Annotated in this window: 14 protein-coding genes; 13 read left to right on the top strand and 1 reads right to left on the bottom strand. The window is 50.0% G+C overall.

All coding sequences use genetic code 11. The annotated features are described in order from the left end of the window. Positions 1 to 74: 74 nt before the first annotated feature. Positions 75 to 1,175 carry a zinc ribbon domain-containing protein gene (locus DW739_RS08085; RefSeq protein ID WP_118742897.1) on the top strand — a complete coding sequence of 367 codons (1,101 nt, stop codon included), beginning with the start codon at positions 75 to 77 and terminating at the stop codon, positions 1,173 to 1,175. Positions 1,176 to 1,177: 2 nt separating this feature from the next. Here the strand turns inward: DW739_RS08085 and DW739_RS08080 are convergent, their stop codons facing one another. Beyond that, the gene (locus DW739_RS08080) at positions 1,178 to 2,071 is read right to left on the bottom strand and encodes a polysaccharide deacetylase family protein (RefSeq protein ID WP_243023752.1); all 894 of its coding nucleotides are present in this window, start codon (positions 2,069 to 2,071) and stop codon (positions 1,178 to 1,180) included. A gap of 296 nt (positions 2,072 to 2,367) precedes the next feature. On the opposite strand from DW739_RS08080, the gene DW739_RS08075 reads away from it, so the two are divergent. The 12 genes from DW739_RS08075 to DW739_RS08020 all read left to right on the top strand — a co-directional run bounded on the left by DW739_RS08075 (position 2,368) and on the right by DW739_RS08020 (position 19,650). Beyond that, positions 2,368 to 3,654, top strand: a complete 1,287-nt coding sequence (locus tag DW739_RS08075; protein ID WP_117796177.1) for an aminotransferase class I/II-fold pyridoxal phosphate-dependent enzyme — start codon at positions 2,368 to 2,370, stop codon at positions 3,652 to 3,654. A 149-nt stretch (positions 3,655 to 3,803) separates the two neighbouring features. Then, positions 3,804 to 4,241 carry a GtrA family protein gene (locus DW739_RS08070; protein ID WP_118684793.1) on the top strand — a complete coding sequence of 146 codons (438 nt, stop codon included), beginning with the start codon at positions 3,804 to 3,806 and terminating at the stop codon, positions 4,239 to 4,241. A 105-nt stretch (positions 4,242 to 4,346) separates the two neighbouring features. Beyond that, positions 4,347 to 7,202 (top strand): YfhO family protein, encoded by a 2,856-nt coding sequence (locus DW739_RS08065; protein WP_118742896.1) that lies wholly within the window; start codon positions 4,347 to 4,349, stop codon positions 7,200 to 7,202. Positions 7,203 to 7,234: 32 nt separating this feature from the next. Beyond that, positions 7,235 to 7,759: an adenine phosphoribosyltransferase gene (locus DW739_RS08060; RefSeq protein ID WP_022359322.1), complete on the top strand. Its 525-nt coding sequence runs from the start codon at positions 7,235 to 7,237 to the stop codon at positions 7,757 to 7,759. A gap of 277 nt (positions 7,760 to 8,036) precedes the next feature. Next, a complete protein-coding gene (locus tag DW739_RS08055; RefSeq protein ID WP_022359323.1) occupies positions 8,037 to 10,322 on the top strand; it encodes a bifunctional (p)ppGpp synthetase/guanosine-3',5'-bis(diphosphate) 3'-pyrophosphohydrolase in 2,286 nt (761 codons plus the stop codon). A 68-nt stretch (positions 10,323 to 10,390) separates the two neighbouring features. Continuing rightward, positions 10,391 to 11,035 carry an MBL fold metallo-hydrolase gene (locus DW739_RS08050; protein WP_022359324.1) on the top strand — a complete coding sequence of 215 codons (645 nt, stop codon included), beginning with the start codon at positions 10,391 to 10,393 and terminating at the stop codon, positions 11,033 to 11,035. Next, positions 11,032 to 12,483 (top strand): coproporphyrinogen dehydrogenase HemZ, encoded by a 1,452-nt coding sequence (hemZ, locus tag DW739_RS08045; RefSeq protein WP_022359325.1) that lies wholly within the window; start codon positions 11,032 to 11,034, stop codon positions 12,481 to 12,483. The genes DW739_RS08050 and hemZ overlap by 4 nt, the downstream gene beginning before the upstream one ends. 148 nt (positions 12,484 to 12,631) lie before the next feature. After that, positions 12,632 to 13,894 (top strand): histidine--tRNA ligase, encoded by a 1,263-nt coding sequence (hisS, locus tag DW739_RS08040; protein WP_107000509.1) that lies wholly within the window; start codon positions 12,632 to 12,634, stop codon positions 13,892 to 13,894. A gap of 53 nt (positions 13,895 to 13,947) precedes the next feature. Then, entirely contained in the window at positions 13,948 to 15,756 is a 1,809-nt protein-coding gene (gene aspS, locus DW739_RS08035; RefSeq protein ID WP_107000508.1) for an aspartate--tRNA ligase, read from the top strand. 358 nt (positions 15,757 to 16,114) lie between these two features. Beyond that, a complete protein-coding gene (locus DW739_RS08030; protein WP_022359328.1) occupies positions 16,115 to 16,792 on the top strand; it encodes a response regulator transcription factor in 678 nt (225 codons plus the stop codon). Further along, the gene (locus DW739_RS08025) at positions 16,789 to 18,546 is read left to right on the top strand and encodes a HAMP domain-containing sensor histidine kinase (protein ID WP_118742895.1); all 1,758 of its coding nucleotides are present in this window, start codon (positions 16,789 to 16,791) and stop codon (positions 18,544 to 18,546) included. The genes DW739_RS08030 and DW739_RS08025 overlap by 4 nt, the downstream gene beginning before the upstream one ends. A 384-nt stretch (positions 18,547 to 18,930) precedes the next feature. Then, entirely contained in the window at positions 18,931 to 19,650 is a 720-nt protein-coding gene (locus tag DW739_RS08020) for a C40 family peptidase (RefSeq protein ID WP_118742894.1), read from the top strand. Positions 19,651 to 19,762: the final 112 nt, after the last annotated feature.

The raw sequence follows: 19,762 nt of genomic DNA, 5'->3' as shown, positions 1-19,762 counted from the left end.
TAAATGCGTTTCAAATGCCAGAAATGAGTGCGGAAATGGATGGAAAGAATCGTTTGGAGGAAGGAGAAAATAGAATGAAGTGTCCAAAATGCGGACAGGAAGCAGTTGGAAATTTTTGCAGTAACTGCGGAACTCCGCTTGTAAATGATACAGTACGCCGAGAACAGGAAACGGTGGGAAGAAAGCCGGAAAATAGCTATGACGACGGTGATTCAGAACAGCGGAATCCAGCTCGGATGGAATCGGATGAGAAAAAGGCGGAATCCGGCTCTGGATCGAAACGAAACAGTCAGGAAAAGCGGAGCAGCCAGAGTCAGGACGCACAGAAGCGTGAGGAAGAGCGCCGCGACAATGAACGCTGCCAATCCCAGGCACAGGAGGATGCCCGCCGCGACCGTGAAGCGGCATCGCGCAGACGACAGGACGCGAGACGTTCTTCTTCCAGCGCGAAAGAGGATAAGCGGGATGCAAAACAGCAGAAGCAGATGGAAAAACGCCTTCATGCTCTGGAGTCGGAGCGGGAGCGCTCAGAGCGTCAGAAAAATCGGATGGAGCGCAGCCACCAGCGGGAACTGGAACGCCAGTCCCGGGAGGCAGAGCGCACCAGACGGGCGGCGGAGCGCAGTGAGGCGCATACGCAGAGTGACTCAAATGACGGTCCGTCCGTGCTGGATGTGACGGCAGCCGGAGTAACCGGCGTGGTTGTGCTGATGGCGCGCGTGATGCAGGCAGCCAGTTTTCTTCTGATGGCGGGAATCACCTGGGCGAATGCGAAGGCATTTCGGTATGGCGGCGACGATCTGGGCTATATCGGAACTATGATTACCGAGGAAAATTATGGTCTGGGGCTGTATGTAGGGATTGGCGTATTTCTGGTATTGATGGGCACGATCTGGTGCCTGTGGATTCTGTCAGGCAAGCACGCGGGTGGTAAAGTACGGCTGCAAAAATACGATACGGGGCGCGGATTTATCCCGTTTATAATCATCCTTGTTCTGGTATTAGTAGCCGGTCCGGCAGCGTACCTGATGCCGAAGAATGCGGGCAGCTTACAGCCGATTGTAGACGGCGGCTATGCGGCACTGGAGGCGCTCAATGCGAACCACGGATTTCTGCTGTTCTGCAGCATCGGAGGCGCGATCCTTTCGTTTATCCGGAAAATGCTGCTGGTATAATTTTATAATTCATCTAATCGCCCGAACTGATACCCCATTTCCTCCCATTTTGCCAGAAGTTCATCGAGAATCTGAGCGTTGGTCTGCGAAGTGCTGTGCAGAAGGACGATCGCGCCGGGGTGGATGCGCGTCAGAAGCTTGGAAAATGCTTCTTCTTTGGATGGCTGCTGATCCTGCATCCAGTCCACATAGGCGAGACTCCAGAAAAAGGTCTTGTAGCCGAGCTCCTTTGCCATCTGCAGGTTCGATTCACTGTATTTGCCCTGCGGCGGACGGTAATATTTTTTCATTGTCTGCCCGGTGACGGACTGGTAGAGTGTTTCCAGGGCAGTCAGCTCCTTTTCAAATGCTGCTTTGTCGGAAATGCGGGACATATCGGGATGGTGATACGTGTGGTTGGCGACGGTGTGACCCTCTGCGATCATCTGTTTTACCAGTTCAGGACTGGTTTCGAGATAGTTGCCGACGACGAAAAAGGTTGCCGGGACATGGTGTTTTTTCAGTGCTTCCAGAATGGCAGGTGTGCAGCCGTTTTCATATCCGGCGTCGAAGGTCAGATAGATGACGGGCTTGGAGGTATCGCCTACATAGAAAGCATCAAAATTTTTTAAAGTGTCGGCGGAGGCATTGCCGACCGGTGTCTGCCCTGGACTGGGAAATCCAAGTCCCCAGTTTCCATCTGCGGAAACCGGAATCGAACCGGAATCAAAGGCAGGCGGGAGCGAGCCACAGGCGATAACAGGCGCTGAAACCGTGTGCCCGGATGGACGGCGCAGGAAATGTGCGGCAGTCTGCCCGGCGAAGAAAGCGATGGCAAACAGGGCGGGAACCAGCAGCGGGGAAATGATGTGCCGGAAACGTGATGGAACAAAATGCATGGGAAAATGAATGAACATGATGTGACCTGAAAGATATATTTTCATAAATATATGAAAGAAGGGGGAACATCATGTTTTTATTATAATTTGGTGTCCGTGAAATGCACCGAATCGGAAAAACCAAGCAGTACCATATAACAAATTTTATGTGCTGACATAACAAATTAATGCTTGTCATGCCCTTTGTACCTATGTTATTATTATAACGATGCTTAGATGAGATGCTCCGAACCCTTGAACAAGGGGAGCTGGATGAAAAGCAGACCATGAAATTATGATGAAATAAATAAGAGAAACAAGGAGGATGTTGAAGGATGAAGCCTTATAGCGAGATGACGAAAGAAGAACTTCTGGAACTTAAGCGTGATCTGAGCGATCAGTACCGGGAGTTTCAGGGCAAGAATCTGACGCTGGATATGTCACGCGGTAAGCCAAGTGCAGAGCAGCTTGATTTATCGATGGGAATGATGGACGTACTGAGCAGCGACAGTGATCTGACCTGCGAAGATGGGACAGACTGCCGCAATTACGGCGGTCTGGACGGTATCAGCGAGGCGAAGGAGCTGTTAGCGGATATGATCGAGGTTCCGGCTGACAATATCATTATCTATGGAAACTCCAGCCTGAACGTAATGTACGACACCATCTCCCGTTCTGTGACTCATGGCGTTATGGGAAATACCCCGTGGTGCAAGCTTGACAAGGTTAAATTCCTGTGTCCGGTACCGGGATATGACAGACATTTCTCCATTACTGAATATTTTGGCATCGAGATGATCAACATTCCGATGACCGCAGATGGTCCGGATATGGATCTGGTAGAGCAGTATGTGACAACCGACCCGACCGTAAAGGGAATCTGGTGCGTTCCGAAGTACTCTAACCCGACCGGCAATTCCTACTCCGATCAGACGGTACGCCGTCTGGCACGCATGCATCCGGCTGCTCCGGATTTCCGTATCTACTGGGACAATGCATACGGTATTCATCATTTATATGACGATGAGCAGGATCATGTGCTGGAGATTCTGGCAGAATGTAAGAAAGCCGGTAACCCGGATATGGTTTACAAATTCTCTTCAACTTCCAAGATTACCTTCCCGGGTTCTGGTATTGCGGCAATCGCAACTTCCCACAACAACCTGGACGATATCAAGAAGCAGTTAAAGATCCAGACTATCGGTCATGATAAGGTGAATCAGCTCCGCCACGTGCGTTTCTTCAAGGATATCCACGGCATGGTAGAGCACATGAGAAAGCACGCCAACATCCTGCGCCCGAAATTCGAGGCTGTTGAGAACATTCTCGACCGCGAGTTAGGCGGACTGGAGATTGGTACCTGGACAAAACCGCACGGCGGCTACTTCATTTCCTTTGATTCCCTGAACGGCTGTGCGAAGGAGATCGTTGCGAAGTGCAAGAAAGCAGGCGTTGTTATGACCGGAGCCGGTGCAACTTATCCATATGGCAAGGATCCGGAAGACCGCAACATCCGTATTGCTCCGTCCTATCCGCCGCTGCAGGATCTGATCATTGCAACTGAGCTCTTCACTCTCTGCGTGAAGCTGGTCAGCGTAAACAAGCTGTTAGAGGAAATGTAATAGCAGGAGTAACTGTAAATGCAGAAGACAGTTACGTTTCAATCATAAAACTGCCGGATCAGAGTCCGGTGTGTTACAGAAAGTACAGGAATTGTATGGGGATGTCGAAGGACCGCTGCCCATACAATTCTTTTTTCGGAGAAAAAGTGATGATAAAGGAAAAGTTATCCCTGATCTGGGGAAAGTTTGTAAACAGGGAGACGATATCGTATCTGATATTCGGCGTTCTGACGACGCTGGTGGACTGGATTTCCTATGCGGTTTTCCGCCACAACGGCATGAACTACCGTATGGCGACGATCTGCTGTCAGGCGGCGGCGATCCTGTTTGCATATGTGACAAACAAGATCTGGGTATTCCGAAGCTACAATTTCCGCCCTGTATATCTTCTTAGGGAAATGGCTTCGTTTTTCTCCTGCCGTATTCTCACATCGGTGTTCACGTATGTGGCGATGATCGTGATGGTAGACGGCATGGGAATCAAACAGGATATGATCTGTAAGATTGTGGTATCAGCGATCTCGCTGGTGCTGAATTATATTTGCAGTAAATTATTTATTTTCAAAAAGAAAGAATCCTCGAAATAGGGCTGTGTGGAGAAATGACAGCGGAAATGGATGCTGAAGACAGACCGGAAAAGCCGGAAAGAGTAGAGAAAACGCCGCCTGAACAGGATTCTGGATGGAGGGAAGATGGAGCAAAGAGAACGAGACGAAAGTTCCAGTAAACTGGAAGAAGCACTCAGGGAGCTTACGGGAGCGGAAACAACGGGGAAAATAGAGGAGTATGAGAACGAGCGGGAAGGTGCGGACGTGGATTCGGAGACCGCTTGTACAGATATGAGACGTGCTGAACGAATGCCGGCCTGGAGACAGGAAGAAGATGCCAGAAAATCTAAACTTTCAGAGTCCAGAGCAGATGTCATTAAAGAGTTGAATGATGATGACTGGGAGCAGGAAGAATTAGATGAATTAGATGAGTGGGATGAACCAGAGAAATCACCCCGCGGAATGGGCCGCCTGGCTGCGGTTTTCCGTCCGTCGGATGATCTCCTGGCGGCATTTTTCCTGCCGGTAGTGATTTTGATCCTGATTTTTGCATACCGCGGTATTTTCCCCTTTGGGCAGGAAAGCTTCCTGCGGACGGATATGTACCACCAGTATGCGCCGTTTTTCTCGGAATTCCGGCATAAGCTTTTAAGTGGCGAGAGCCTGCTTTACAGCTGGGATGTCGGCATGGGCGTAAACTTTGCCGCGCTCTATGCGTACTATCTGGCGAGCCCGTTCAACTGGCTGCTGCTGTTATGCCCGTCGTCCCTGATTATCGAATTTATGACCTACATGATCGTGTTCAAGAGCGGTCTGGCGGGTCTTTCGATGGCGTGGTATCTGAAAAAGCACACGGGTTCGCAGAAGTTTGGAGCGTGCTATTTCGGCGTATTCTATGCGCTGTCCGGCTATATGGCGGCGTATAGCTGGAATATCATGTGGCTGGACTGCATCGTGCTGCTGCCGCTGATCCTGCACGGCCTGGAGCGGCTGGTGCGCGAAAAAAAAAGGCTTTTTTACTGCCTGATGCTGGGACTTTCAATCCTGTCCAACTACTATATATCAATTATGATATGTCTCTTCATGGTGATTTACTATGTGGCGCTCTTGTTTCTGGAGAAACGGCCGGGATGGAAAGATTGTCTGCACAGCTTTTTCCTGTTTGGTGTGTATTCGCTTCTGGCGGGTGCGCTGGCGGCTGCGGTGCTTCTTCCGGAGATTGCGGCGCTGCAGAGTACGGCGTCTGGCGATTTTAATTTTCCGACCACACTGGAAATCTACTTCCCGATCTTTGATATGATCGCGCGGCACATCGGAAATGTACAGGTGGAGACGGGACTCGACCATTGGCCGAACCTTTACTGCGGCGTGGCAGTCTACATTTTCATGGGGTTGTATTTTCTGAACCGCCGGATTGCGATCCGGGAAAAGGTTGTGTACGGTGTGCTGCTTCTCTTTTTCTATGCCAGCTTTTCGTTCAACGTGCTGAATTTTATCTGGCATGGCTTCCATTACCCGAACAGCCTGCCGTGCCGCCAGTCGTTTATCTATATCGCGCTGGTGCTGACGATGTGTTTCCGGGCGTATCTATATCTGGATGAAATATCCAAACGGCAGTTTGCCGGGGTGACATCCGCCGCGATTGGCTACGTGATTCTGGCAGAAAAGCTGGTGACGGACGATGCGTTTGAGCCAGTTGTCTGGTATGTGGCAGTGGTGCTTCTGCTGCTGTATCTGGGCGTCTTTTATTTCTATCAAAATAAAGAACATTTCGCGTTCACGGCGGCGCTTCTGGCGATGGCGCTGGTAAGTGTGGAGGCGCTTGCCAATATGGCGGCAACGAGTATTCCGACGACGAGCCGGACTGATTATGTGGCAGACAATCAGGATGTTGCAGCGGTGACAGAACCGCTCAAAAAGACGGAATTTTACCGGATTGATAAAACGAATGCGCGCACGAAAAATGATGGCGCGTGGATGCATTTTCCATCCGTATCACTGTTTTCATCGGTGGCAAATGCCGGGGTGACGGATTTCTTCAAACAGATGGGCTGCGAAGGTTCAACGAACGCATACAGCATCGTGGGAAGTACGCCGCTGGTGGATTCGTTATTTTCAATCAAATATGCACTCTATGAGGGCAAGCAGGACAATCCGCGCCTGTCGCTCTATGCATTTTCAGGTGACACGTACCTCTATGAGAATCCGTGGACGCTGCCGCTCGGCTTTATCCTGCCGGACATAGTAGAAACGGGCTGGAAACGCGATCTTTCTTCGCCAGCGGATGTCCAGAATGATTTATCGGATGTGCTGGGCGTGCCGGAGTGCCTGATTTTCACGGACGGGGAGGAGCAGGGGAATCGTTTTTCCTTTACAGCACCGGAAGATGGGGAGTATTATATAAGTGTCGCAAACCGTCAGATTGATTCGGTTAAACTGGATGTCGGCGGGGAGAGCCGTAGCATTGATACGTTGAAACGCGGGTATCTGGTGGAAACCGGATATGTGAAGGCAGGCACATTGATTCTGCTGGAGAGCAATGACAGTGCCGGAAGCATGGACGCGAGCGCGTACCGCTTTGACGAAGCCGGGCTGCGTGCGCTCTATGAGCGCCTCAACCAGCATCCATTTGAACTGGAAACATTGGGCGAGGAGGCGATGAAGGGCACGATCGACGCGGGCGAGGGCGGAACGCTGTTCCTCACGATCCCGTATGACGAGGGCTGGACGGTCACGGTGGATGGAAAAGAAGCTATCACGCGTCCGGTCTGGAAGGCATTTACCGGCGTGGAACTGACCGCGGGAACCCATACGGTGGAACTCAGGTATTATCCGCAGGGACTGCATGAGGGACTGCTGATCAGCGGAGGTGCGCTGTTTGTGCTGGCGGTGATTGTGGCTTCTATGTATATAAGGAAGAAGAAGCAGGGGAAAACTTCTGCAAAAATGAGAAGAACGGTGGAAAAAGAGCCGGATGTCGATTTAAAACTGAGAAATTGAGATACAAAATTTATAGAAAAGAGGTTAAAATCATGAAAAAGCTGGAAGAATATGTAAGAAGCATTCCGGACTTCCCGGAGCCGGGTATCATTTTCCGCGATATTACTACGATTTTACAGGATGCAGACGGACTGCAGCTTGCGATCGACGGAATCCAGAAATCCTTAGAGGGCGTGGATTATGATATCGTGGTTGGTCCGGAGTCCCGCGGGTTTATTTTCGGCGTGCCGGTTGCATATGCGATGCACAAGGGATTCGTGCCGATCCGCAAGAAAGGCAAACTGCCGTGCAAGACGGTATCTGTAAGCTACGATCTGGAGTATGGCAGCGCGGTTCTGGAGATGCATGAGGATGCCATTAAACCGGGACAGAAGGTAGTTATCGTTGACGACCTGATCGCAACCGGCGGAACGACTGAGGCGATTGTCAAGCTCATCGAGAAGATGGGCGGCGAGGTTGTAAAAATCTGCTGCGTGATGGAGCTGGCAGGCTTAAAGGGACGCGAAAAACTGAACGGATATGCGGTGGATGCCCTAATTACCTATGAGGGGAAATAGATAACGGTTCACGGGTAGGCACTTTTGGAACCGAAAGTGCCGTAAGAAAACGTGGCGACAGCAGGAATTTGCCGTATTTAAATGCGAAGCCACGGCAATTTCCGTTACTAGGCACGTATGCGTGAACAGTAACAAAATAGTTTGCCGTTGCATTTTTTGTCAAATATTCGTATAATAGGGGTATTCTATATAATATTTTATTTCATTTGCGTGAACCGCTTTCCGGATTCCGAACGGCAGGCGTTTCAGTTATCTACGGAAGGGTCAGGAGGCATATATGGGAAATTTGGATAAAATAAAAAAGCTGGATCAGGAAATTGAAGCGCCGGCGGATTTTACGAGTCCGGAGGTACTGTATAATGAGTTGATTGCCGCCATTCGCAAGTACCATCCGTCGGATGACATCAGCATGATTGAGAAAGCGTACCAGATCGCGTATGACGCACACAAGGACCAGAGGCGTAAATCAGGTGAACCGTATATCATTCATCCGCTCTGTGTGGCGATCATTCTGGCGGATCTGGAGCTGGATAAAGAGACTCTGGTGGCAGGTATCCTGCACGATGTCGTGGAAGATACGGTCATGACAGAGGAGGAGATCACGGCGATCTTTGGCGAGGAGGTAGCGCTTTTAGTAGACGGTGTTACCAAGCTGACCCAGATCTCGTGGACGATCGATAAAGTAGAGATTCAGGCGGAAAACCTGCGTAAGATGTTCTTAGCGATGGCGAAGGACATCCGGGTTATCCTGATTAAGCTGGCAGACCGTCTGCACAATATGCGGACGCTTCAATATATGAAGCCGGAAAAACAGAAAGAAAAGGCGCGTGAAACGATGGATATCTACGCGCCTATTGCTGATCGTCTTGGTATTTCCAAGATCAAGACCGAGCTGGATGATTTGTCTCTCAAATATCTCCAGCCGGAGGTTTACAAAGAATTGTCCGAAAAACTGGCGCTCCGTAAGGACACCAGGGAGGCGTTTATCCATAAGATTATGGATGAAGTCAAGAAACATATGGACGATGCGGGCATCGAAGCCAAGGTAGACGGCCGTGTGAAACATTTCTTCAGCATCTATAAAAAGATGGTAAACCAGGACAAGACGCTGGATCAGATCTATGATATTTTTGCGGTCCGGATTATCGTGGAGAGCGTGAAGGACTGTTATGCGGCGCTCGGTGTCATCCATGAGATGTACAAACCGATTCCGGGACGTTTTAAAGATTATATTGCCATGCCGAAACCGAATATGTACCAGTCGCTGCATACGACTCTGATTGGCAGCAGCGGACAGCCGTTTGAGATTCAGATCCGCACCTATGAGATGCACCGTACCGCTGAGTATGGTATCGCGGCACACTGGAAATATAAGGAGAGCGGAAGCAGCAAGGCGGCGATCGACAGCGCCGAGGCAAAGCTTTCCTGGCTGCGTGAGATCCTGGAATGGCAGCGGGATATGTCCGATAATAAAGAGTTCTTAAGTCTCTTAAAGAGTGATCTGGACCTCTTTACGGATGATGTATACTGCTTTACCCCGACGGGTGATGTCAAGAACCTGCCGAGCGGTTCCACCCCGATCGATTTTGCGTATTCGATCCACAGTGCGGTCGGCAACAAGATGGTTGGTGCCCGTGTCAACGGAAAACTGGTCAACATCGATTATGTCATTAAAAATGGTGACCGTGTCGAGATTATTACCTCCCAGAATTCCAAGGGACCGAGCCGCGACTGGCTGAAACTGGTTAAGAGCACACAGGCGAAGAATAAGATCAACCAGTGGTTCAAGAGCGAGCTGAAAGAGGACAATATTCTGCGCGGCCGTGCGCTTCTGGATAAATATTGTAAGGCGAAGGACATCAATTATTCAGAGTTAAATAAACCGGAATATATGGAAAAGGTCATGAAGCGCTATGCGTACCGTGACTGGGATTCCGTTCTGGCATCGATCGGACATGGCGCCCTCAAAGAGGGACAGGTCATCAACAAGATGCTGGATGAGCGCAACAAGAAATTAAAGAAGGAAGTAACCGACACGACGATCCTCGATAACATGGCGTCGGATGGAAACAAGGTTCCGGTGATCGCAGCCGGGAAGTCGAAGAGCGGTATCGTTGTCAAGGGAATCCACGATCTGGCGGTTCGTTTTTCGAAGTGCTGCAGCCCGGTTCCGGGCGATGAGATCGTCGGATTTGTCACAAGGGGACGCGGTATCTCGATCCACCGGACGGACTGCATCAATGTGATGAATCTGCCGCAGGAAGAGCGTGAGCGCCTGATTGAAGCCGAGTGGCAGCAGCCGGAAGCACAGACGGGCACGGAAAAATATTCCACCGAAATCAAGATCTATGCGAACAACCGCATCGGCATGTTTGTGGATATTTCCAAGGTATTTACCGAGCGCCAGATCGACATTACCTCGATGAATGTGCGGACAAGCAAGCAGGGCAAGGCGACGATCGTCATGACGTTCGATATTCACGGAATTGAGGAATTAAATAAATTATCTGATAAACTCAGACAGATTGAAGGAGTATTAGATATAGAGAGAACTGCCGGATAAGCGGTTCTCTCTATATTTCACAGGTACTTACACCCTGTGAAAGTTTCACATATTATTAGGAGGAAAAGATGGAGATAAAACGGCTGATCGTGGGAATGGTCCAGACGAACTGTTATATTGCGGTGCATCCGGAGACGAAAGAAGCTGTGATTGTCGATCCGGGCGATGAGGCGGCGCGGATCGAGGATGCACTGGCGCAGACCGGAGCGAAGGCAAAGGCGATTCTGCTGACTCATGGACATTTTGACCATGTGACGGCGATGGAAGAGCTGAGACGGGATCTGGGCGTGCCGGTCTATGCCTGTGAGCAGGAGCAGGCGGTCTTGGCGGATCCGGATAAGAACCTGTCCGTCCAGTTTCAGGGCGGCGGTCTGCATCTGAAAGCGGATATGCTTTTGAAGGATGGAGAGACGTTCGAGGCAGCGGGCTACACGTTCCAGATGCTTCATACACCGGGACATACAGAAGGTTCCTGTTGTTATTATGTAAAATCAGAGAAGGTGCTGTTTTCGGGAGATACCTTATTTGAAGGTTCTTACGGACGCATCGATTTCCCGACTGGAAGCGGACGTCAGATGATTCATTCGGTGGCAGATATCCTTCTGAACCTGCCGGATGATACGAATGTATATCCGGGACACATGGGATATACGACGATCGCCGACGAAAAACAGTACAATCCGCTGGCGGGATACAGGGGGCGCGAAGCATGATAGCGATTTTGTTAAATGACGCGTCCTTTGAACAGGATATCCGTGAGCTCCTGATGGCATTTTATCCGGGCGAGACATTTACGCACAAGGAAGAGGAAGCCGGGGAGGCGGAGCTGATTGTACGGGGAGTCCGGGACGGAAACTCGTTTTCACTGGATGTGACGCCGGTGAAGAAAGAAGCTGTTCACTTTGCTTTGATTTATCCGGATTTTTCCAACCGTTTTGAGACGAAAAATGAGATCAAACAGACGTTATACCGTCTTTTGAGTGCCCAGACCGGCAGAGAGCTTCCGTGGGGGACGCTTACCGGCATCCGTCCGACGAAGATTGCGCTCACGAAGCTGTATGATGGCTGGACGGACGAGCAGATCGAGACCTATATGCGCGAGACGTATTTCACCAGCAAGGAAAAGATCGATCTGAGCATCGACGTGGCGGAGCGCGAGAGACGCCTGCTGTCCACGATCGATTATGAGAATGGGTACAGCCTGTATGTGGGAATCCCGTTCTGTCCGACAACCTGCCTGTACTGTTCGTTTACGTCGTTTCCGATTGTGAAATGGGAAAAACGGATGGACCTCTACAAAGAGGCGCTTTTTAAGGAAATGGAATATGTGGCGGAGCAGATGAAGGATCGCCCGCTTTCGACCATCTATTTTGGAGGCGGCACACCGACCTCGTTAAATCCGCAGGATCTGGATGAGATCCTGACAAAGGTGGAAGAATTATTCCCGGTGGAACAGGCAGTTGAATTTACCGTTGAGTCGGGACGTCCGGACAGCATCACGCGCGAAAAGCTGCAGGTGCTCCGGAATCACGGCATTTCCCGTATTTCCATCAATCCGCAGACGATGAAGCAGGCGACGCTTGACCTCATCGGACGCCGTCATACGGTGGAGGATGTGAAGGAAAAATTCCTGCTGGCGCGGGAGTTGGGATTTGACAATATCAATATGGACCTGATCGTGGGTCTGCCGGAGGAGACGATCGACGATGTCCGCCAGACAATGGAGGAGATCAAGGCACTCAGACCGGACAGCGTGACGGTGCATTCGCTGGCGATCAAGCGCGCGGCGCGCCTGAATATCTATAAGGAGCGCTACGGAAATCTGAAGATTGTCAATACACAGGAGATGATTGACCTGACCGCGCAGTATGCCGAGGAGATGGGACTGAAACCGTACTATCTCTACCGCCAGAAAAATATGGCGGGCAATTTTGAAAATGTCGGTTATGCGGTTCCGGGCAAGGAATGTCTCTATAATATATTGATTATGGAAGAAAAACAGACGATCGCCGCCTGCGGTGCGGGAACGACTACCAAGGTTTATTTCCCGGCAGAAAACCGGATTGAGAGGGCGGAGAACGTCAAGGAAGTTGAGCAGTATATCGACCGGATCGATGAGATGATCGGGCGGAAAGAGAAGCTGCTTGGACGAAGAGAGTAAAAACGAAAAATTCACAGATACAGGGTGTCAGATGCAGAAAAACACTTTGTAACAGAGAAACATAAAAATCCAGTTTCCAGCATGGAAAAGTGAAGTTTTCTTTGCGCGGGAAATATGGTCGCAGAAAGACATAGAAGGAGTTTGACACATGGCTTTAAAGAAAAAACCAGTTACAGGCATGAAGGACATTCTTCCGGGCGAGATGGAGATCCGGGATTATGTGCTGAATATCATCAAAGATACCTACCGCGGATACGGCTTCTCAGCGATCGAGACTCCGTGCGTGGAGCACATTGAGAACCTGACCAGCAAGCAGGGCGGCGACAATGAGAAGCTGATCTTCAAGATTTTAAAGAGAGGCGAGAAGCTGAACGTCGAGGCAGCACAGACAGAGGCAGATGTCGTAGACGGTGGTCTCCGCTATGACTTAACTCTGCCGCTCAGCCGTTATTATGCAAACAATTCTGCTAATTTATCAGCGCCGTTCAAGGCGCTGCAGGTCGGAAGCGTATGGCGTGCCGATCGTCCGCAGAAGGGGCGTTTCCGTCAGTTTGTACAGTGTGATATCGATATTTTAGGTGATGCGACAAACCTGGCTGAGATCGAGGAGATTCTGGCGCTTACCAAGGCGCTGAAGCGCATCTGCCCGGACAAGGCATACACTGTCCGCGTCAATGACCGTGCGATCTTAAAGGGCATGGCAGATTACAGCGGATTTCCGGAAAATGAGACCGATAAGGTATTTATCATTCTCGATAAGATGGATAAGATCGGTCTGGACGGTGTCCGCGAAGAGCTGCTTGCAGAAGGTTATGCGCCAGAGGCGGTTGAGAAATACACCGGACTTCTGGCAGAGATTCAGAACGATGCGGCAGGCGTCCGCGCGCTGGGCGAGAAGCTCTCCGGCGTGATGGATCCGGCAAAGGCAGAGAATCTGGCAACGATCATGGAGACTGTTAAAGCGGTTGCAGACATCGAATTCGGTCTTGAATTTGACCCGACGCTGGTGCGCGGCATGGGCTACTATACCGGAACGATTTTTGAGGTTTCCATGGAAGGCTTCGGCGGCTCCGTTGCAGGCGGCGGACGTTACGACAAGCTGATCGGCAAATTTACCGGCGTCGATACACCGGCGTGCGGATTTTCCATCGGTTTTGAGCGTATCATCACGATCCTGATGGATTCCGGTTTCAAAGTACCGGAGGCAGCCGGCAAGAAAGCATTCCTGTATGAGAAAGGTTTAAGCGGCGAGCAGTTCCGTGCCGTCTTAAAGAAAGCACAGGAAGAGCGCGCTAACGGCACCCGCGTGGCAGTCGCACAGATGAACAAGAACAAGAAATTCCAGAAGGAGCAGCTGGCGAAGGACGGCTACGAGGAGATCGTGGAATTTTACAAAGACAGTTTGAAGTGATTCAGTTTTTGAATTTTTCAGATAAAACTATAATAAACGGAGGAAATACTATCATGGCAGAATCTATGGCAGGACTGAAACGTTCCCATCGCTGTACCGAGCTGGGAACTGCCAATATCGGTGAGAAAGTAACCGTTATGGGCTGGGTTCAGAAGAGCAGAAATAAAGGCGGCATTATTTTCGTGGATCTGCGGGATCGTTCCGGTATCCTGCAGCTGATCTTCGAGGAAGCTGACTGCGGCGCTGAGAGCTTTGCAAAGGCAGAAAAGCTGAGAAGCGAGTTCGTTATCGCTGTAACCGGACGCGTAGAGGCACGTTCCGGTGCAGTAAATGAAAACTTAAAGACAGGTGCGATTGAGATCCGCGCGGATTACCTCCGCATTTTGGCAGAGTCTGAGACACCGCCGTTCCCGATCGAGGAGAACTCCAAAACCAAAGAGGATCTTCGCCTGAAATACCGTTACCTGGATCTGAGACGTCCGGATATCCAGAGAAACCTGATGACAAGAAGCCGCGTGGCTATCCTGACCCGTGCATTCTTAGCAGAGGAGGGCTTCCTTGAGATTGAGACTCCGACTCTGATTAAAAGTACTCCGGAGGGCGCGAGAGACTATCTGGTACCGAGCCGTGTACATCCGGGCAGCTTCTATGCACTGCCGCAGTCTCCGCAGCTGTTAAAACAGCTTCTGATGTGTTCTGGATATGACCGCTACTTCCAGCTGGCACGCTGCTATCGTGACGAGGACTTAAGAGCCGATCGTCAGCCTGAGTTTACCCAGATCGATATGGAGCTTTCCTTCGTTGACGTTGAGGACGTTCTGGATGTCAATGAGCGTCTGTTAAAGAAGCTCTTCAAGGAGATCTGCAATTACGATCTGCAGCTTCCGATCCAGCGTATGACCTGGCGCGAGGCAATGGATCGTTTCGGTTCCGATAAGCCGGATCTGCGTTTCGGCATGGAGTTGAAAAACGTATCGGATGTAGTAAAAGACTGCGAGTTCGTTGTATTTAAGAGTGCACTGGAAAATGGCGGCTCTGTCCGCGGTATCAACGCAGAAGGACAGGGCGCTATGCCGAGAAAGAAGATCGATGCGCTGGTTGAGTACGCAAAAGGCTTTGGTGCAAAAGGTCTTGCATATCTGGCAATCCATGAGGACGGTACCTACAAGTGCTCCTTCTCCAAGTTCATGAAGCCGGAAGAGCTGGATGCACTGGTGGCTGCTATGGGCGGTAAGCCGGGCGATCTGCTTCTGTTCGCAGCTGACAAGGATAAAGTTGTATTTGATGTACTTGGAAACTTACGTCTGGAGATCGCTAGACAGCTTGACCTCTTAAAGAAGGATGATTTCAAGTTCCTGTGGGTAACCGAGTTCCCGCTGCTTGAATATTCAGAGGAAGAGGATCGCTACGTAGCTATGCACCATCCATTTACCATGCCGATGGAAGAGGATCTTCCGCTGATCGATACTGATCCGGGCAAGGTACGTGCAAAAGCATACGATATCGTCCTGAACGGTACCGAGATGGGCGGCGGTTCTGTCCGTATCCATCAGGCAGACATCCAGGAGAAGATGTTTGAGGTTCTTGGATTCACGAAGGAGAAAGCACAGGAGCAGTTCGGCTTCCTGTTAGACGCATTCAAATACGGAGTACCGCCGCACGCTGGTCTGGCTTACGGTATGGACCGTATGGTTATGCTGATGGTCGGCGCAGACAGCATCCGCGACGTCATCGCATTCCCGAAGGTAAAAGATGCTTCCTGCCTGATGATGGAAGCACCGTCTCAGGTTGATCCGAAACAGCTTGAAGATCTTTCCATTGGTGTGGTCGAGAGCGATGAAGCGGAGAAGACCGAAGAATAAAATATAAGATATGGAACAGCCTGGGAAGACTGTGAAATAGAAAGCAAACAGGGCTGGATGAGAAATGTAGGGAAATACTGGATTTTGTCGGACAGTCCTGTTTTGCGTGTGAGATGAAAAAGTTCCATTTGTCCTTGGCAACTGAATATATAAATTGCTTGCATTGGGGAACTCAGGAGGATGGAAAAGGACTCTCTTTTCTATATGTGGCAGAAACTATGAATCTTTTGTGAACCTATGGAATCTCCCACCCGAATCTGCTAAAATACAGACAGATTGAGAATGTAATCAGGATATGACAGCGTGGAAAAAGGTTCTGTCATACACGGCAGAGTAAAATAAATGAGGTGAAGATTTTATGGATAAGATTAAAATACTGGTCGTGGACGATGAGGCGAGGATGCGGAAGCTGGTGAAGGACTTCCTTTCGATTAAAGGGTATCAGGTGCTGGAAGCCGGGGACGGCGAGGAGGCGGTGGATCTGTTTTTCCAGCAGAAGGACATTGCGCTGATTCTTCTGGATGTGATGATGCCGAAGATGGACGGCTGGGAGGTTGTGAAGACGATCCGCAAGTATTCGCAGGTGCCGATCATCATGCTGACGGCGAGAGGCGAGGAGAGCGACGAGCTGCAGGGCTTTAATCTGGGCGTGGATGAGTATATTTCCAAACCGTTCAGTCCGAAGATCCTGGTCGCACGTGTGGAGGCGATCCTGCGCCGCAGTAACGGCGGCAGCCAGGATGTGATCGATGTGGGCGGCATCCACATTGATAAGACGGCACATCAGGTCAGCGTGGATGGAAAACCGGTGGATTTAAGCTACAAGGAATTTGAGCTGATGACGTATTTTGCAGAGAATCAGGGAATTGCGCTTTCGAGAGAAAAAATTCTGAATAATGTATGGAATTATGATTATTTCGGCGATGCGCGGACGATCGATACGCATGTGAAGAAGCTTCGGAGTAAGCTGGGCGAGAAAGGCGAGTACATCAAGACGATCTGGGGCATGGGCTACAAATTTGAGGTAAGCGAATGAAACGTTCGGTCCGATGGAAATTTACAATCATATTTGCCGGGTTGATGACGGTTGCAATCGCGCTTATCTGGTGTATCAATAACTGGTTTCTGTCCGGATATTACCAGAATTATAAGATTCATACGCTGGAAAAGGGATATCGGGCGATTGACGCGATTATCCAGAATGAGGTCCGGAATGGCGAGAGTTCGCTGGAGGACGCACAGGCGGAGCTGAATTCGGGCTGGAAAGAGTACCAGAAATCGAAAGATGGAAGTTCTGATGTGGACAGTGCGGATGGCGGTTCGGCTCAGTTTGGTAAAAATGGAACTGGTGATAGGGCTGGCGCTGAGACACAGGATGCGCTGGGTGAATATGCGGAAGGTGACACGGTGGTGCTGGAGGATGACTCGGAGGATGCATCGGCGGATGCACTGGATGGGGAGGAAGCTTCGAGCGGCGGTGTCCGGCTGGCAAATGTGATCCGCGAGCTGCGTGACCGGTCGAATATTTCCCTGCTTTTATATGACAGCGAGAGTGACCAGACACTCGTCTCCTCGGCGCGGGATGTGGAAGTCATGCGTGAGCGGGTGCGGCGCTATATCGTCGGTCATGCGGGGGCGAAGCGGGATGTATTGCGGGAATATGACAACTACATGATTCAGAAGACGTTTGACCCGCTCAGCAAGACGTTTTATCTGGAAAGCTGGGGGTTTTTCTCGGATAATGCGACCATTTTCATCATGACGATGCCGATGGAGAGCATCCATGAGAGCGCGGCTATCTCAAACCGGTTTCTGATGTTTGTTGGAATCGTGGTAATTCTGGCGGGAAGTATTCTGATTTATTTTATTACCCGGCACATTACGATGCCGATCAAACGGCTGTCGGAGCTGTCGGAAAAGATGTCGAACCTGGATTTTGATGCCCGTTATGAGACAAGCTGCCGCTCGACGGAGGAAATTGATACGCTTGGAAACAGCATGAATGTGCTTTCGGAGCGCCTCAAGACAACGATCGGGGAACTGAAAGAGGCGAATGCACAGCTTAAAAAGGATATTGACGAGAAAGTGCAGATCGATGAGATGCGTAAGGAGTTCATCGCGAATGTGTCGCATGAGTTAAAGACGCCGATCGCGCTGATTCAGGGCTATGCGGAAGGACTCGTCGAGGGCATGGCGGAGGACAAGGAGAACCGCGATTATTACTGCGGCGTTATCATGGACGAGGCTGGGAAAATGAATCGGATGGTGCGCCAGCTTCTGACCTTGACGGCGCTGGAATTTGGCGGAGAACGGCTGTCTGTGGAGCGGTTTGACCTGACGGAGCTGATTGCCAGTGTGATTTCTTCTTCCGGTGTGCTGCTTAAGCAGAATGAGCTGACTGTGGATTTTGACGGGAAGGAACCGGTCTACGTCATGGGCGATGAATTTAAAATAGAGGAAGTCATCACCAATTATCTGACGAACGCGATTCATCATGTGGGCGGCGGGGAGAAGAAGATTCAGATCCGGATTGACCACCGGCGCGATGGAAAAGAGGTCTGCGTGGAAGTGTTTAACACGGGAAATCCGATCCCGGACGAAGCGCTTCCGAACCTCTGGACGAAGTTTTACAAGGTAGATAAAGCGAGAACGCGGGAATATGGCGGCAGCGGCATCGGGCTTTCGATCGTCAAGGCGATCATGGAGATGCACCATAAGGCGTGCGGTGTGAAGAACCATGAGAACGGTGTGGAGTTCTGGTTTACGCTGGACACGGCTGGTGAAAAATGAAAATAAAATTTTGCCAGAGACAGAATCTTAGAATTATGAAATATGTTTCAGAATCGTGATTTGCATTATATATGAGATGATATAAAAAACACTTGAAAATACAGGGCATTTCGGCAGCCTGGGGCAAAAATATTTTGTCCCAATATGGTTGAAATTCCCTGTATTTTTGCGCTTTTTTGTCGGAAATTAAAATCTTAAATAAATATAAAAGATCCGTCATTTCCTTGACAACGAAAAGAAAAGAAAATATAATAACAATGTAACAAGATTTAATAATTATGTAACATTTCGAACGATAGATAACACCACAGCGATTGGGACTCGATTCTTTTGTTTCAGCAATATCTGCGGGAATCACAAAATCTAATTAAGGAGTTTTGAAGCATGAATTTAAATAGAACAAAGAAACTTTTCAGTATGGTATGCGTGTGCTCAATGCTGACCATTGGCAGCGCGCAGGCAGCTTTTGCGGGGCCGTCTACAGGTTATGAGAGCGACATGGTGGCAACCGTGGCAGCAGACCTTTCGATCTATGCGGATGAGGATGAAAACTCAGAAGTAGTAGCGATGGCTGAAAAGGGCGAGTCCTATGACGTAGTTGGAAAGGCAGACGACAGCTGGATCAAGGTAGCAGCCGGTGAGATGGAAGGCTATTTGAAGGTTCAGAGTAGCGTTATGCTCAGCAAGGCAGAGGAAGCAGCTGCAGTCGCAGATGCATTTGTCGCAGAGCAGAGCAATCTCTCGACCAGAGAGCAGTTAGTCAATTATGCACTGCAGTTTGTAGGTGGACGTTATAAATTTGGCGGCAGCGACCCGCACACAGGGGTTGACTGTTCTGGTTTTACGAAATATGTGATGCAGCACGGTGCCGGTGTGAGCCTGAACCGTTCTTCAACTTCCCAGTCCAGGCAGGGTACAGCAATCAGCGCTGACCAGATGCAGCCGGGCGACCTGATTTTCTACGGAAGCGGAAGAGGTATCAACCATGTAGCGATGTATATCGGCGACGGCAAAGTGGTACATGCTTCAACTGAAAGGACCGGCATCAAGACTTCCCCATGGAACTACCGCACACCGGTTAAGATTGTGAACGTGCTGGGTTAAGAATGAATTTACGAAACATCTGCATTGAACCTTTTCATGAAAAAAGGGTTGGATGCAGATGTTTTTTGATTTCATAGGAAATTGCGTCCGATGAAACAAAAAAATATTACTG

It is taken from the genome of Clostridium sp. AM28-20LB (assembly GCF_003480665.1).
GTDB lineage: Bacteria > Bacillota > Clostridia > Lachnospirales > Lachnospiraceae > Otoolea > Otoolea fessa.
Note: the sequence above shows the minus strand (reverse complement) of the source record. Positions and strands in the feature narration are given on the sequence as shown.

Coding starts and splice junctions, on each gene's coding strand:
- DW739_RS08085 (WP_118742897.1), top strand. CDS start 75: ATGAAGTGTCCAAAATGCGGACAGGAAGCAGTTGGAAATTTTTGCAGT.
- DW739_RS08080 (WP_243023752.1), bottom strand. CDS start 2,071: ATGTTCATTCATTTTCCCATGCATTTTGTTCCATCACGTTTCCGGCAC.
- DW739_RS08075 (WP_117796177.1), top strand. CDS start 2,368: ATGAAGCCTTATAGCGAGATGACGAAAGAAGAACTTCTGGAACTTAAG.
- DW739_RS08070 (WP_118684793.1), top strand. CDS start 3,804: ATGATAAAGGAAAAGTTATCCCTGATCTGGGGAAAGTTTGTAAACAGG.
- DW739_RS08065 (WP_118742896.1), top strand. CDS start 4,347: ATGGAGCAAAGAGAACGAGACGAAAGTTCCAGTAAACTGGAAGAAGCA.
- DW739_RS08060 (WP_022359322.1), top strand. CDS start 7,235: ATGAAAAAGCTGGAAGAATATGTAAGAAGCATTCCGGACTTCCCGGAG.
- DW739_RS08055 (WP_022359323.1), top strand. CDS start 8,037: ATGGGAAATTTGGATAAAATAAAAAAGCTGGATCAGGAAATTGAAGCG.
- DW739_RS08050 (WP_022359324.1), top strand. CDS start 10,391: ATGGAGATAAAACGGCTGATCGTGGGAATGGTCCAGACGAACTGTTAT.
- hemZ (WP_022359325.1), top strand. CDS start 11,032: ATGATAGCGATTTTGTTAAATGACGCGTCCTTTGAACAGGATATCCGT.
- hisS (WP_107000509.1), top strand. CDS start 12,632: ATGGCTTTAAAGAAAAAACCAGTTACAGGCATGAAGGACATTCTTCCG.
- aspS (WP_107000508.1), top strand. CDS start 13,948: ATGGCAGAATCTATGGCAGGACTGAAACGTTCCCATCGCTGTACCGAG.
- DW739_RS08030 (WP_022359328.1), top strand. CDS start 16,115: ATGGATAAGATTAAAATACTGGTCGTGGACGATGAGGCGAGGATGCGG.
- DW739_RS08025 (WP_118742895.1), top strand. CDS start 16,789: ATGAAACGTTCGGTCCGATGGAAATTTACAATCATATTTGCCGGGTTG.
- DW739_RS08020 (WP_118742894.1), top strand. CDS start 18,931: ATGAATTTAAATAGAACAAAGAAACTTTTCAGTATGGTATGCGTGTGC.